Source organism: Flavihumibacter profundi, from assembly GCF_020076305.1.
GTDB lineage: Bacteria > Bacteroidota > Bacteroidia > Chitinophagales > Chitinophagaceae > Flavihumibacter > Flavihumibacter profundi.
In genome coordinates this window covers 461679-475931 of record NZ_JAIQXE010000002.1, presented here as the reverse complement: position 1 = coordinate 475931, position 14253 = coordinate 461679, and the positions used below count along the sequence as shown (strand labels likewise).

The window sequence follows — 14253 nt, the reverse complement described above, 5'->3', positions numbered from 1 at the left end:
AATAATTATATTATGAAACAAATAGTAATAGCAGCCTTGCTTTTATTTTCCGTGCATGCAAAGGCACAACATACCCTGACAAAATTATGGGCTACGGATGCTGTACTGCCAGTGCCGGAATCGGTATTATTTGATGGGGCCGGCAAGTTGTTGTATGTATCCCTGATTGACGGGGAAAACAATAAAAAAGATGGCAAAGGTGAAATAGCCAGGCTAGGGCTGGATGGCAAAATCATCAATGGTGCCTGGGTCTCCGGACTGAATGCACCAAAAGGTATGGGCCGACATAAGAACCTTTTGTATGTGGCCGACCTGGATGAAATTGCAGTCATCGATATCCCTTCGGCAAAAATCAAGAAAAGGATCCCTGTAGAAGGTGCAAAATTCCTGAACGATGTAACAGTTGATGAAAATGGAACTGTTTATGTTTCTGATACAGAAACGGGGAAGGTCCACCAGCTTAAAGCAGGTGAAGTAAGCACCTACCTGTCCGGATTGAAAGGACCGAACGGGTTGCTGGCCCAAAAAGGCAAATTGTATGTGCTGGCAAGCGGGGAATTGCTGGAAGTTGGGGCGGACAAAAAAACCACCGTCCTGGCATCCGGACTGAACCCCAGTACCGACGGTATAGAAGCGATAGATGGCAATAGTTTTATCGTATCCTCCTGGGAAGGGGTGATCTATTATGTACCCAAAAAGGGTGCCTACCAGCAACTGTTAGATGTGCGGGCGGGGAAAATCAATACGGCCGATATCGGTTATGATGCAGTAAAAAAAATTGTATATGTGCCGACCTTCTTTAAGAATAATGTGGTGGCGTACCAGTTAAAATAAGGTCCGGGGAATATTTTTAGCTTAAAAGTTCAGATTCGTCTGTCTTTTTATATTTTTGCGGCCTCAATGTCCTTTCCGTGAAGTCAGGACATGGGCCCTTAGCTCAGCTGGTTAGAGCATCTGACTCATAATCAGAGGGTCGCTGGTTCGAGCCCGGCAGGGCCCACATAAAAATCAAGCACTTAGTACGGTAACACGGCTAGGTGCTTTTTTAATTGCACCAGGCACTCAATTATTTGATATAGATTAGTTATTATTATTTCAATAGGGCCGTTATGCAAAAATTAATCGGATGCTTGATTGTCGCCTTCCTTTTTCAAGGAAAGGTATTTTCCCAGGAAAAATTGGTTTCATCAGGAGATCTCCCCATTTTGGCCTGGTATAGTATTCCAGCCGCAGAAACCTCCCTGGCCAGGTACCAGGAGATGAAGGAGGCAGGGATTAGTTTCCAGGTCAATAACTATTCCAATATTGAGGAATTGCTAAAGGCGATGGATATAGCCTCAAAAGCCGGGATCAGGATCGTTGCTTCCTGCCCGGAATTGAAATCAGATCCCGAAGGAACTGTCCGGCGGCTGATGAAACATCCGGCCCTGGCGGGTTATCACCTGATGGATGAGCCTGGCCTATCTGCCTTTGCAGAACTGGGCAATTGGGCCAGGAAGATCCAATCCATAGATAATAAGCATTTCTGTTATGTCAATCTGTTTCCCAATATTGCGGATTCCTCCCAACTGGGTACAAAAAGCTACCTGGAATATGTAAACGAATCCGTAAAACAGATTCCGGTCTCCTTCCTGTCCTTTGACTATTATCCCGTCCTCAAGGACCGGCTTTCGCTTAGCTGGTATGAGAACCTGGAGCAGATTTCCCAGGCGGCCACCCGGGCAGGAAAGCCATTTTGGGCTTTTGCGCTCACGACCAATTACGATGAGGATCACCTGACACCGCAAACCCTGGCAGCTATCCGGTTGCAGGTTTATAGTGACCTGGCCTATGGGGCGCAGGGTATCCAGTATTTTACGTATTGGTCAGCTACTTCGCTAAATGCACCTTCTTCAGAAGACCAGCGCGGTGCCCCCATCAGTGCCGCAGGCAAAAGAACCGTGGTCTATGACCGGGTAAAAGCGATGAGCGGGGAAATTAAGGCGCTTTCAGGGGTTTTTCTCGGATCCAAACCGGTCTGGGTTCGTCATATGGGCAGGGGCAGGATCCCCAATGGAACAATAAGGCTTACTGCTTTACCGCAAGGTATAAAAGTACTGGAAACCGCCGGTGCCCCCGCCCTGGTATCACTGCTGGAAAAGGGGGATAACTATTACCTGGTCATCGTCAATAAAGACTTCCTGAAAAGCATGGATTTGACCATCTATGGGGATGATTCACTGCAGAAAATACTCAAAGACGGGACCATTGTTCCGGCCTCAGCCTATGAGCCCTCGATGGAAGTCGACCCGGGAGATGCAGCCATTTACAGGATCCCCAAAACAAAACAATAACCTCCAGGAGGGTTTATCCAACCTGTTTTTGGAACCTGAAAAAAGAGCGTGGTCAAATACAACAATCGTTGTGCGATTGGCAAAGAATAACCTAATCCTGTGGATATCGAAGGGTATTTATTAAGTATAACTAAACGGGATAAAAAATTTTATAAATAGAAAGGGGGGGGATATATATTCGCCATCAGCGGTCAAATGAAGTGACCATATGGGAAAATATAACAAAAGGCTCGTTGTTACGATAAAAAGGTTGGAGTTTTTGGTAAACAAAACTCTGCTGCGCCTTTCTTTTGGTAATGGTTATCCAGGTTGTAGGCTTTGGAACTCCCACGGTCAAAGACAATTTGTTACCACTAACTTCATCCCAAATGGAAGGGATCTCGATAGCAAACGCAATGGGCTCGAAATACAGGGTAGGCTCATTGTACATCAGGTCCTGGGCTTTCATGTACTTGGCATCTGGTGTTCGCCCTTTGATCGGTTGGCTTAAACAGACCGACGGCTTGAATATGGTTTCTCCATGATAAATGTCGCTAAGCACCTCTGTCCTCGCTTCAACTAAGCCTGCGTGACTGAGCGTTGGCTCATTAACTTTCGCAAAGACCGGGATAGTGTGCTTCTCGCTGATTTCAGAAAATGGTACAAAAAATTCAAATGCGATTGAACGGGTTTATCTTTTATTACATCGGTCACCTTAAAATTACTGGTGCCATTGATCAGCAAATCCTTTCCAATTACATCGGTTTTATTGAAATATTTTTTTTGCGATGATTTCTTTGGTAACCAATGAATGCGGATCTTTCAATGCGGAATTTAGATTACATGATAGCAAGGGTAAAGTAAACACTTCGAACAGCGTAGAATCGGCCTATCCCACCCGGTTTTCGCTCAGGTTTTTCAGCTCCTTTTTTTTACCAAAAAACTACCGTACCAGTGTAGCCGTGTATATTGTTTCTCCAGGGAAATTCATTTACAATTTCGGAGCCCTTCAAGGCCAGGCCTTGTGCTGCATCGAAATAGTTGTCGCCAAACTTTATTTTATAGTTTATGTGGTAAAAATTGCCGGCATGTTCATAATACCTGTCAAAACTCAATTAATCAAGTATATATCAGGATCAGCATACAGGTAACCAATCCTGCAACGAGGCCAATAATATTGAGGGAAGTATAAAGCTTATAATCCTAAGATTCCGGAAAGAGGATTAAAATAATTTTTATGCATGGGGATAGCTTTGCACTCCTTTTATGACAATGAAGAACGAATTACGTTACAGCCTGTCATAGGTTTTTAGTGTAGCCTACCAAATTCTTTATGGCAAGCGTTTTCACTTAGTAAATTCTGGCTTTTTATTTTGCCAAGTATGTTAAATCTTTACTTCATTTCGTTAATCAATATTTTTCTCCTGTCTGTTCAACTACATAAAGTTTATAATGTATCTGCTGTTTAATTTCACTTGTACCAGTTTTTTTATAGTTTAGCCAGAATTAATATTTCAATAATTATGTTTCCAAAGCTGATTATTTTTACAAGTTTCTTTTTTCTGTTGATTGGATGTAAAAAAGAGGTTAATCAGGGGAAGACTCCCGATATATATGTTGCAGGGAAAATGTACGTTGATGGAGCTAAAGCCTCTGCTGTTTACTGGAAAAATGGACAACTTATGGTTTTAGATAGCGGCTCTTATGCTAAAGCAATTTGTGTTAATGGTTCAGATGTGATTGTTGCCGGAGGTGGTAACAATGGAAACCTTCGAACTGCAAAATATTGGATAAATAGTATTCCATTTAATTTAACTGATGGTTCAAAAGATGCAGAAGTGAATGCTTTATCCGTTTCCGGTTCTGATGTTTTTATAGCTGGCAAAAATGGAAGCTATGCCACCTATTGGAAGAATGGATCAGAGGTAGCCTTGACAGACGGAACAAAGAAAGCATCTGCTCTTTCTATTTTTGTTTCCGGTAAAGATATTTACCTCGCCGGATATGAAGGTAATAAGGCAAAATACTGGAAGAATGGAGTGAGTGGATATAGTTTATCTCCAGATAGTGTATTATTTAGTGCCGCCACTGCGATTTGTGTATCTGGAAGGGATATTTATATCGCATTGTCCGAAGCATCAGCAACAGATGGATCCATAATCTTGTGGAAAAATGGAATTAGGAAAGTACTGGGTACAAGTACACATGGTGCATATGTAGAATCTATTTGTATAACAAACAATGATGTATATGTTTGTGGTGAAATAGCCGATGCAGTGGGTTACAAAGCTAGGTATTGGAAGAATGGTATTGAAACAGTTATAAGTGACCCCCAGGCAAATGATGGCGCCATGGGTATGTGCATTTTTAGGAATGATGTTTATGTAGTTGGCGTAGATTATACAAGAAGTACATGTGTAGCAAAGTATTGGAAGAATGGAACGGAACATAAGTTGGTTACTGAAAATAAATCGTCATGGGGATATGGTATGTTTGTCACGGAATAGGTCAGCAATGCTACGCAGGTGCTTCCATGACGCTATGATCCTGCTATGATCTTGCTTTAAAGAACGCCAAACTAACGGCAAACAATATTTGTATTATCCTTCTACGGATACGGGTGGTAAGACCTGAAGCAGGTCCGGCAGGGGGAGAGCAATACAGGAAAGGGTTCCAGGCATTCAGGCTACACCCTGGTCCGTCCCGCCTTTACAAAGCATCAGCCCTTCCCCCAGGATATTATTAATCCTTGGTTCGCTGATATGGGCAAGCTTCAACAAGGAAGGATTCTCACAAATCTCTTTGCAGAGCACAATGTTATTGTCAAGCAGCAACTGTTTTTCTTTCCTGGTTAATGAGGTCAGGCAGGTTAAGGGATATAAGCCCGATTTTTCTATCAGGTTGTTTAAACTTCCTTTGGACGGGTAATTCCAGCCTACAAGGTGCAGCCCCGCACAGGTTCCATATTGCACCGCATCCGTTGAAAACCGGGTATTTGTTACCAGCCAGCCCTGGTGAAACCTGGTCCTGTCTGCAGCAGCTTTATCCGATCCGTTCTCCACGTCCCTGAACCGGGCCTCAACATATAGCGGTATTTTGACAGTACAGATTATTCCCTGGGCATGGTGATACTTGCACTCAATCATATAGTACTTATCTTCTTTTTCAGCAATCACATCAATTTCATGTTTTACACAATGACCATTAACAATCTCACCAACCTTAACAGTAAAGCCATTGTTTTTCAACAGTTCGGCAATGTATTTTTCAAACGGGTACCCGGATGGGCCTAACTCCATGATCGCTATTTTTATTTTATACTTTGCAGCAACATGTTTTGAATATTTTTTCAATAGTCCATAAGCAAGTTTGTAAATCTTCTTTGTCGGCATCCCGGCATATAATTTACTCTTAACTTCTGCTGCTACCATATCAACCACATTATTGGCAGCACCGGAGCGAAGCAGCGATTGCTTTAATTTCTCCTCCGAGAAAGTAGCCTGTATTCCCGATGCTTTTGTGATGATTACATCATTACCGTTCATAAAGTTTTTTTTGAGTGGCCCTGTTACTAAAATAGCCTTTATAGGGAATGATGAAGTTATAGGACCTGCTATTATTTTCATTGGATCGTTTAGGGAAATATTAAGTTTGCTTAGTATGGCCAATCCTTATGTCTCGCTCCTTCGAACGGCCTGGACCTATGCCCGCCAGGAAAAGCAGAAATTTGTTTTCGTTTACGGCCTTTTTATCTGCGCTAACATAATATCTGCCGCACACCCTATCCTATTCGGCTGGTTCATTGATAAGGTACAGAAGCACAATGACCAGGTGCTGCATTTCACCATGCTGTATGTTGGGGCCTTTATCGTATTAAAATTATCGGAATGGGCATTTCATGGTCCGGCCCGAATCCTGGAACGGCAGCTGGCTTTTAACCTGAGCCGGAACTTCCTGCAGGAGCGGTACCACCAGGCGCTGCACCTGCCGGTAAAATGGCACCAGGACCACCACAGCGGGGCCACCATTAACCGTATCCGTAAAGCCTACGAAGCCCTGAAGGGCTTTTTTGACGGCGGTTTCCTGTATATCCATGCCTTATCCAAATTTTTCTTTTCCTTCGCTGCGATGCTCTATTTTTCCCCGCTTTTCGGCAGTATCGGCATCGGGCTGGGCATACTTACCATTTGGGTAATCTTCAAATTCGACAAGCCCTTCATCAAAACACAGGAAGAGGTGAATGAAAGGGAACATATCATTTCCGCAACCCTGTTCGACAGCTTGTCCAATATCAATACGGTCATCACCCTGCGGCTGGAAAAAAGCATGGAAAGCGGACTGCTTTCAAAAGTCAAAGACCTGCTGAAACCATTCCGGAGAAATGTGATCATCAATGAATGGAAATGGTTCACGGCTGATATGCTGGTGGCCGTTACCTATGGCGTTATCACCTTCGGCTATATTTACCAGCAATGGGACCCGGCTAAAGTATTTTATGTCGGCGGGCTGGTTACCCTGCTTGGCTACGTAAACCAGTTCACCAGTGTTTTCCATGATGTGGCCTGGCAGTATACCCAGATCGTGCAGTACAATACAGATGTGCAAACCGCATCCGGTATAGCATCGGCCTATACCGATGAACACAGGCCAGACAACCCTTCCGCACTGCCCAAAAACTGGCAGCGCATAGTGATCAAAGGCCTCAGCTTTTCACACCGCGATTCTTACAGCGACGCACATGCGCCACAAAGCATCCATGAAATAAACCTCGTGCTCGAAAAAGGGAAAAAAACAGCACTTATCGGGGAAAGCGGGAGCGGGAAAACGACCATACTGGCATTGCTGCGCGGCTTGTACAGCCCGGAACCCGGACTGGAAATAACAGTTGACGGAACGCCGCTTACACTTGATGCACTGAACCAATCAGTAACCTTGTTCCCGCAGGAACCGGAGATTTTCGAAAATACCATCGCCTACAATGTTACCCTGGGACTGCCTTTTGAAGAAAGCAGGGTCAGGGCAGTTTGCGAAGCAGCACATTTTACCGAGGTCATCGCCCAACTGCCCAAAGGCCTGGAATCATCCATCCAGGAAAAAGGGGTCAACCTTTCAGGTGGACAAAAACAACGGCTTGCCCTGGCACGGGGCATCCTTGCTGCTGAAGAAAGTGAAGTGATTTTGCTGGATGAACCAACCAGCAGTGTAGACCCGAAAACAGAAGCGCATATTTATGCCAATCTTTTTGCTGCCTGCGCAGATAAAGTAGTGGTTTCAGCATTGCACCGCCTGCACCTGCTGGTCCATTTTGACCATATCATCGTACTGAAACAAGGCCGTGTCGCTGAAGAAGGCAGTTTCAATTACCTGCGCGAAAATGGCCCGCTTTTCCGTGAGCTTTGGAGACACCAGGAAGAGCTGGAGAAAAGTCAATCACAAGAGGCATTCCGGGCAAAATAAGGAATAGGTTCACCATCAACAGGTTCCTGCTGTTGCTGCTTCCAATAAGCAAGGCTTACAACCTGGCCGCTTTCCGTTTTTAGCAGGCGGCCAAAAATGGCATTAACGGGATTGAACATCACATCGGTAACCCCAATCGTGAACGTATCTTCAGTGGGCACCGCAATCACGGTAAAATTATTGGCTTCGAGCAGGGGTTTAAGGAAAGCCAGCCTCTCCGCAGAAGCTTTACGTTCAACGATAGCACATTTAACGCCTTCCAGGTCTTCAAACTCATGATTTTTATTGATCGCCATACCGTTCTTTTTAAAATCCGATACTCAATGATTGGATATAGTCATACACAAACCTTACAAAACCAATGGAAACAATGCCTGCGATACAAATCAGGAAGGCCAGTTTTGGATAAGCCGGAATAACAACCGGTTGGATCGGCTGCTCATTGCTATCCATGAAAATTGCCTTGATCACCCGCAGGTAATAATACAAAGAGATGATCATATTCATCGCTGCAATAGTAACCAGTATATAATTGCCCTTCCCTGCACCTGCAATGAGCAGGAAAAATTTACCGAAAAATCCTGCTGTTGGCGGTACGCCTGCAAGCGAGAAAAGCCCGATCGCCATCACCCAGGATAAAACCGGGTTTGTTTTGTAGAAACCTTTATAATCGCTGATACTTTCCCTGCCTGTAGTTGCACTTACCAATGATATTACACCGAATGCGGCCAGGTTGGAGAAGACATAAATCAACACAAAATAAACTACTGCGGTACTGCCTGCAGCAGAAGACCCGGTAATCGCCACCAGGATAAATCCCACTTGCGCAATGGAAGAGAAAGCCAGGAACCGTTTGAAGTTCTCCTGCCGTATGGCGAATAAATTACCTACAGTAATGGATACAACTGCCAGCAGGGAAACCATATAATACCAGCTATCAGCCAAAGGTTTGAAAACAGTATACAGCACAGAAACAAAAACAAATAAGACTGCGGCTTTTGAAATCACGGAAAGGTATGAGGTAACAGCAACGGGCGACCCTTCATATACATCGGCGGTCCAGAGGTGAAAAGGGACGGCAGATATCTTGAAACCAAATCCCGCCAGTAACAGAATGAAAGCGAATACCTGCAACGGATTACCGCTGATATGTGTCGTGATACCTGCAAAGCCGACGGTACCCGTAGTGCCGTAAATCAGGGAGATACCGAATAACAATAGTCCCGATGAAAAAGCCGAAGAGATGATCAGTTTCATGGCCGCTTCGGACGATTTTCTTTTTCCCAGGTCGAAATTCGCAATGGCAGCCAGCGGAATCGTAGAAAGTTCCAGTCCCAGGTAGAACATCAATAAATTACCGGAAGAAATCATGAAGAACATACCCAGCAGGGTGCTCAGCAAAAGAATATAAAACTCTGATACATGCTGGTGGTCTTTAAGCCAGGCATAAGATTGCAGGGAAATGATGAGGGTGCCGAGGTTCAGGATATTTTTCTCCAGGATGACCAAAGCATTGGTATGGTACATTTCATTAAAGAGGATGCCATCCTGCGGGAAAAAGAAACCTGCAAGGAAATTCACCACCAACAGGAAGTTCACCAGGTTCAATAACCGGGCATTGCCCATCTCTTTACCGACCTTCAGTGTCAGCAACACAAAGATGATGATCGTGAGCAGGAGCTCCTGTTTCAATATTATAAATAGATCGTTCATCGTATAGGGTTAGGTGTTACCGTAAGAATTTTGTCATGATCAATGTGGTTCCCGGCTGAACGAGGTCATTGAGCCAGAAAGGCATAACGCCAATTACTAAAATGCCGGCGACCAGTAAGACAGCAGCCATTTTTTCATTCCAGCCCGCATCGCCCAATTCCTGGTGAGCTGCCGTGATGGGTCCCATAACAGTCTGGCCGGTTGCCCTGAGTATATACACTGCAGTTACTACAATTGATGCGCAGGCCAGGATGGTGGCGAATCGGTACCAGGGATCGGGGTTTTGCCAGGATCCCATAAAGACAGTCATTTCTGCCACAAAGCCACTGAAGCCCGGCAAGCCGAGTGAACACAGGCCCGCAATAACAAAAACAGAAGAGATGAAGGGCATCACTTTTAATAATCCACCCAACTGGGCAACCTGGCGGGTATGTGTCCTGCTATAGACCATGCCAATAACCGCGAAGAAAAGGGCAGTCATCAGTCCATGCGAAACCATTTGTAACACTGCACCGGTAACCGATGTTTGCGTGAGCATGCCAATGCCCAGCAATACAAAACCACAATGGCTAACCGAAGAATACGCATTAATATATTTCAGGTCAGTCTGCATCATGGTCGCGAATGCCCCGTAGATAATTGCGATAGTGGCCAGCAGGATGATGATCCAGGAATATGCAGCGGCGCCGTCGGGCATCAGGAATGTTGCCACGCGCAGGCAGCCATAACCACCCAGTTTCATGGAAATACCTGCCAGGAACATAGAAGCCGCAGTAGGTGCGGAAGCATGGCCATCGGGCACCCAGGTATGAAAAGGAAATATCGCTGTGAAGATGCCGAAGCCGAGAAATGCAAACGGGAAGAAGATCATCTGGGCATGCACAGGGATTTTCCTTGCTGCAATTTCCAGGAGGTCAAAGGTATAACTGCCACCATTAGTCGCGGTGTTGAAATAAAGTCCAACCAGTCCGACAAAAAGCAATGCCGACCCGCCCATTAACATCAGGGCCAGTTTCATACCGCTGTATTCTTTCTTGCCGCTTCCCCAGATGCCGATCAGCAGGAATTTCGGGATTACTGACAATTCCAGGAAAAAGAAAAGGGTAAAGAGGTCCAGGGAAATAAAGAATCCATAGGCACCCAGGCTAAGGAAGACCAGGAGGAAGAAAAACTCGCGGTTCAGGGTTTCCATGGTCCAGGACACCAGTACACCAGCCACTACAACAAATGCGGTTAAGAGGATCATGGCAATGGAAATGCCATCCACACCAATATGGTAATTGATATTCAGGGCGGTGAACCAGGCCTGCTTATAGTCAAATAACATGGCCGCGTTATTGCCGGCGGCCCTTTCCTGGAGATACTTCACCAGCAGGTTAAAGGCAAGCGCCAACTGAACCAGTGCACCCACCAGGGAAAGGGCCCGCACCTGTTTCAGTCCCTTACAAAACAAGATACCAATGGCAGTAAGCATCGGTACTAATATGAGCAGGTTGAGGTTCATTTGTTATAATTTATTTCCACAGGTAAATGAATATTACACCCAGCGTAAAGATGCCACCGAAAAAATAGATAGCATACCGTTGCACCTGGCCGGACTGCCAGCCTTTGACCAGGTCCGAAATGGCTGCAGTGGTTGAAGCCAGCAGGTTCATGGTACCATCCACAATATTCCGGTCGAACCAGGCAGCCGGCCGGCCTACCAGGTTAAAAAGTATTTTTTTGGTGATGAACAGGTATAGCTCATCGATATAGAATTTTTTATAGGCGGCCTGGTAAAAGCCACCAAGGGATGTTGCCAGTTTAGCCGGTTTATCATTGGCTGTTTTGTATAGCCATGCAGCAAGCGCAATGCCTGTAACAGCCAGTAATACCGGTACCACGGAAAAACCCAAATTGATATGCGTTTCGAGGGGACGGCCATTTGCGGTGATAAATTCAGAAAATGGCAATAGCCCGGCCAGCAAGGAACAGGCAGCCAAAATCAGGAGCGGGATTTTCATCCAGATGTTTCCTTCCCCATGGTGGTTCTCCTGAACAGCAGCCTTACTCCAGAAAATGGAAAAGTATAAGCGGAACATATAAAAAGCCGTAAGCCCCCCTATAACAGGTGCCAGTAAATAGATTGCCTTATTGGATTCGGAGGCTGCCATTAAGATTTCCTCCTTACTGAAGAAGCCCGCAAAGGGCGGAATACCGGCAATGGCCAGGCAGGCAACTAAAAAAGTTATATGGGTAATTGGCATTAATTTCCTGAGTCCGCCCATATCGCGTAAATCATTGCTGTGTACGAAATGAATAATAGCGCCGGCGCAAAGGAATAACAATGATTTAAAGAAAGCATGGGTAAAGAGGTGGAACATGGAACCCATATAACCAAGGCTGTTATCGCCGCCCTCCGGTGAGAGGCCCAGCGCAAACATCATATACCCGATCTGCGACATGGTGGAAAAAGCGAGCACCCTTTTAATATCGGTTTGGGTGCAGGCAATGATTGCGGCTATACAGGCTGAAATTATCCCTGTATAACGGATTAGGGTAAGTACTGCAGGGTCAAGGCTGAATAAAGGAAATAACCGGGCCACGAGGGAAACACCGGCCACTACCATGGTAGCGGCATGGATGAGGGCCGAAACGGGTGTAGGGCCTTCCATCGCGTCGGGCAACCAGATATGCAGGGGGAACATGGCCGACTTACCCGCACCGCCGGTAAATACAAGCGCCAATGCCCAGGTGAGTGCGGAAATCCCTAAAAATGAGGCTGTATGAATGGCCTGGGATGGAGCGGATGACGCGTCTGTCAACCTGGCGATCAATGTCCCGAAATCAAGGGTATTGCTGTAAAAAGCCAGGACGAGGATGCCGACCAGGAAACCAAAATCAGCAAACCGTGTAACGATAAATGCTTTTTTTGCAGCAGCCACCGCGGATGGTTTCTGGTAATAATAGCCGATCAGTAAAAAAGAGGAGACGCCTACAAGCTCCCAGAAAATATAGATCTGGAATAAGTTAGCGGAAAGAACCAGTCCCAGCATGGAGAACGTAAACAGTGAAAGGAAGGCGTAATAGGTAGCAAAACGTTCTTCCCCCTTCATATACCACAAACTGAAGATGTGCACCATCAGGGAAACAAAACTCACGATCACGATCATCATCACCGATATGGGATCCAGGATAATTCCAAGGTCAATAGACAGGGACGGGCTGAATGATAACCAGGTCAGTTTCAGGGGTGTCAACTGCTGGTAAATACCATTCACTTTCCCTTCCACAAAAAAATACTGCCAGGCAACCTGCAGGGACAAGACAGCAGAACCTGCCAGTGCAACCGTTCCAAGGAATCCGGCTGAACTGCTGAAATATTCTTTACCGAACAATCCCAATACCACAAAACAGGCCAGTGGCAGAAGCGGGATAGCGGCTATATAGGCAACGTTTAGCATAGACTTTAATATTTCATATCGGTAGCGTCTTCCACGTCAATAGACTGATGGCTCCTGTAGAGGTTAATGATGATGGCAATAGCCACAGCAGCTTCTGCAGCAGCAATGGTAATGATGAACATCGTAAAGAATATCCCTTCCAGGTTTCCCGGGTAGAGGTATTTATTGAAGGCTACAAAATTGATATTGACACTGTTCAGTAACAATTCGACTGACATCAGCATGGTGATCATGTTACGCCTGGTGAACAAGCCATACATGCCAATAAAAAACAGGGCGGTACTGACAAACAGGATATGCGTCAATGGAATGCTGTTCATATTGTTTCCTCCTTTTTTACAGGTACTGTTTGTTTCATTGCGATCACAATACAGCCAATCATTGCGGCCAGCAGCAAAACACTCACCAGTTCAAACGGCAACACATAGCCGTAGTCCGAAAGGCTGAGCATCCTTTCACCGATATCAGAAACCTTCACTTCAAAAGGCTGTGCTGCTGTTGCGGGGAAGCCGTATTCGCGGATCAGGTTAGCAGAAAACGCAAAGCCGAATAATGCGGCCAGGATCGCGAAAATATTTCGTTTGGCCGTTGGGGCCTTCATTTTTTCACCCGAGCTCTGGGTAAGGAAAATGGAAAAGATGATTAATACAACAATGCCGCCTACATAGACAATGATCTGCAATGCGGCGATGAACTCTACCTGCATCCAGAAGTATAAAGCAGCTATGCCTATCAGTGAAAACAACAACCAGATGGCAGAGCGGAATATCTTCCTGGTGGTAACAGCCAATATTCCTGCACCCAGGATAAAAGCTGAAATAGCGTAAAAAGCAATTGCTGATGCGTTCATTCTACCCCCTCCTTTATTTTAGATCCGGGTTGGTTCAGTTTTTTCGTCAGTTTACTCCGGTCATACACACTATGTTCAAAATTCTGCGCCATTTTAATGGCATCGGTCGGGCAGGCCTGTATACATAGGTTACACATGGTGCACAATTCAAGGTGATAAATAAACGTATCCAGTGCTTTCTTCTTTTTCCCTTCCGGCGATATATCGAATTTGGTAATGATCTTAATGGTGGCATTCGGGCAGGCCAGTTCACAGGCCGTACACCCTGTGCAGGCGTGTTCATTGTTTTCATCGTGGATCATCACCACTTCACCCCTGAACCTTTCCGGGAGATGCAGCTGGTCGCGGTTTTCGGGATATTGCTGCGTGATGATTTCACCGGGATGGATAAAATACTTTCCGGTCGTTTTCATCCCGGTCAGTAATGACCGGACCGCCTTGTACACATCCGAGATATAGTCTTTTATAAACATTTGCG

The 14253-nt window shown here is 45.5% G+C and carries 13 protein-coding genes and 1 tRNA gene; 5 read left to right on the top strand and 9 right to left on the bottom strand.

All coding sequences use genetic code 11. The features are described from left to right. Positions 1-12: 12 nt before the first annotated feature. The 3 genes from LAQ65_RS11830 to LAQ65_RS11820 all read left to right on the top strand — a co-directional run bounded on the left by LAQ65_RS11830 (position 13) and on the right by LAQ65_RS11820 (position 2333). Positions 13-834, top strand: a complete 822-nt coding sequence (locus LAQ65_RS11830) for a strictosidine synthase family protein (RefSeq protein ID WP_224117175.1) — start codon at positions 13-15, stop codon at positions 832-834. A gap of 92 nt (positions 835-926) precedes the next feature. Beyond that, positions 927-1000, top strand: a tRNA-Ile gene (locus tag LAQ65_RS11825). A gap of 109 nt (positions 1001-1109) precedes the next feature. Continuing rightward, entirely contained in the window at positions 1110-2333 is a 1224-nt protein-coding gene (locus tag LAQ65_RS11820) for a hypothetical protein (RefSeq protein WP_224117174.1), read from the top strand. Between the two features lie 184 nt (positions 2334-2517). On the opposite strand, the gene LAQ65_RS11815 is transcribed toward LAQ65_RS11820, so the two are convergent. Further along, positions 2518-2961, bottom strand: coding sequence for a DUF3871 family protein (locus tag LAQ65_RS11815; protein WP_224117737.1), 444 nt, complete (start codon positions 2959-2961; stop codon positions 2518-2520). 874 nt (positions 2962-3835) lie between these two features. Between LAQ65_RS11815 and LAQ65_RS11810 the strand changes: the two genes are divergently transcribed. Next, the gene (locus LAQ65_RS11810) at positions 3836-4819 is read left to right on the top strand and encodes a hypothetical protein (protein WP_224117173.1); all 984 of its coding nucleotides are present in this window, start codon (positions 3836-3838) and stop codon (positions 4817-4819) included. 174 nt (positions 4820-4993) lie between these two features. Here the strand turns inward: LAQ65_RS11810 and LAQ65_RS11805 are convergent, their stop codons facing one another. Further along, positions 4994-5857 carry a restriction endonuclease gene (locus tag LAQ65_RS11805; RefSeq protein WP_224117172.1) on the bottom strand — a complete coding sequence of 288 codons (864 nt, stop codon included), beginning with the start codon at positions 5855-5857 and terminating at the stop codon, positions 4994-4996. Positions 5858-5972: 115 nt separating this feature from the next. Between LAQ65_RS11805 and LAQ65_RS11800 the strand changes: the two genes are divergently transcribed. Continuing rightward, positions 5973-7769, top strand: coding sequence for an ABC transporter ATP-binding protein (locus tag LAQ65_RS11800; protein ID WP_224117171.1), 1797 nt, complete (start codon positions 5973-5975; stop codon positions 7767-7769). Here LAQ65_RS11800 and LAQ65_RS11795 read toward each other — a convergent pair. Genes LAQ65_RS11795 through LAQ65_RS11765 form a run of 7 tightly spaced genes read right to left on the bottom strand, consistent with a single transcriptional unit; the run spans position 7739 to position 14248 of the window. Beyond that, positions 7739-8065, bottom strand: coding sequence for a hypothetical protein (locus LAQ65_RS11795; protein ID WP_224117170.1), 327 nt, complete (start codon positions 8063-8065; stop codon positions 7739-7741). The two genes, LAQ65_RS11800 and LAQ65_RS11795, sit on opposite strands and share 31 nt — an antisense overlap. A gap of 10 nt (positions 8066-8075) precedes the next feature. Next, positions 8076-9482, bottom strand: a complete 1407-nt coding sequence (locus tag LAQ65_RS11790; protein ID WP_224117169.1) for an NADH-quinone oxidoreductase subunit N — start codon at positions 9480-9482, stop codon at positions 8076-8078. A 16-nt stretch (positions 9483-9498) separates the two neighbouring features. Beyond that, positions 9499-10986, bottom strand: coding sequence for a complex I subunit 4 family protein (locus LAQ65_RS11785; protein WP_224117168.1), 1488 nt, complete (start codon positions 10984-10986; stop codon positions 9499-9501). Between the two features lie 10 nt (positions 10987-10996). Continuing rightward, positions 10997-12925, bottom strand: a complete 1929-nt coding sequence (gene nuoL / locus LAQ65_RS11780) for an NADH-quinone oxidoreductase subunit L (protein WP_224117167.1) — start codon at positions 12923-12925, stop codon at positions 10997-10999. Between the two features lie 5 nt (positions 12926-12930). Then, positions 12931-13245 (bottom strand): NADH-quinone oxidoreductase subunit NuoK, encoded by a 315-nt coding sequence (gene nuoK, locus LAQ65_RS11775; protein ID WP_224117166.1) that lies wholly within the window; start codon positions 13243-13245, stop codon positions 12931-12933. Beyond that, a complete protein-coding gene (locus tag LAQ65_RS11770; protein WP_224117165.1) occupies positions 13242-13775 on the bottom strand; it encodes an NADH-quinone oxidoreductase subunit J family protein in 534 nt (177 codons plus the stop codon). Before LAQ65_RS11770 ends, nuoK begins: the two co-directional genes overlap by 4 nt. Beyond that, positions 13772-14248, bottom strand: coding sequence for a 4Fe-4S binding protein (locus LAQ65_RS11765; RefSeq protein WP_224117164.1), 477 nt, complete (start codon positions 14246-14248; stop codon positions 13772-13774). The genes LAQ65_RS11770 and LAQ65_RS11765 overlap by 4 nt, the downstream gene beginning before the upstream one ends. Positions 14249-14253 lie beyond the last annotated feature (5 nt).

Bases quoted from the DNA above. Each gene is read 5' to 3' on its own strand.
- LAQ65_RS11805 (WP_224117172.1), bottom strand. From the start codon at position 5,857: ATGAACGGTAATGATGTAATCATCACAAAAGCATCGGGAATACAGGCT.
- LAQ65_RS11820 (WP_224117174.1), top strand. From the start codon at position 1,110: ATGCAAAAATTAATCGGATGCTTGATTGTCGCCTTCCTTTTTCAAGGA.
- nuoL (WP_224117167.1), bottom strand. From the start codon at position 12,925: ATGCTAAACGTTGCCTATATAGCCGCTATCCCGCTTCTGCCACTGGCC.
- LAQ65_RS11830 (WP_224117175.1), top strand. From the start codon at position 13: ATGAAACAAATAGTAATAGCAGCCTTGCTTTTATTTTCCGTGCATGCA.
- LAQ65_RS11800 (WP_224117171.1), top strand. From the start codon at position 5,973: ATGGCCAATCCTTATGTCTCGCTCCTTCGAACGGCCTGGACCTATGCC.
- nuoK (WP_224117166.1), bottom strand. From the start codon at position 13,245: ATGAACAGCATTCCATTGACGCATATCCTGTTTGTCAGTACCGCCCTG.
- LAQ65_RS11790 (WP_224117169.1), bottom strand. From the start codon at position 9,482: ATGAACGATCTATTTATAATATTGAAACAGGAGCTCCTGCTCACGATC.
- LAQ65_RS11810 (WP_224117173.1), top strand. From the start codon at position 3,836: ATGTTTCCAAAGCTGATTATTTTTACAAGTTTCTTTTTTCTGTTGATT.
- LAQ65_RS11795 (WP_224117170.1), bottom strand. From the start codon at position 8,065: ATGGCGATCAATAAAAATCATGAGTTTGAAGACCTGGAAGGCGTTAAA.
- LAQ65_RS11770 (WP_224117165.1), bottom strand. From the start codon at position 13,775: ATGAACGCATCAGCAATTGCTTTTTACGCTATTTCAGCTTTTATCCTG.
- LAQ65_RS11765 (WP_224117164.1), bottom strand. From the start codon at position 14,248: ATGTTTATAAAAGACTATATCTCGGATGTGTACAAGGCGGTCCGGTCA.
- LAQ65_RS11785 (WP_224117168.1), bottom strand. From the start codon at position 10,986: ATGAACCTCAACCTGCTCATATTAGTACCGATGCTTACTGCCATTGGT.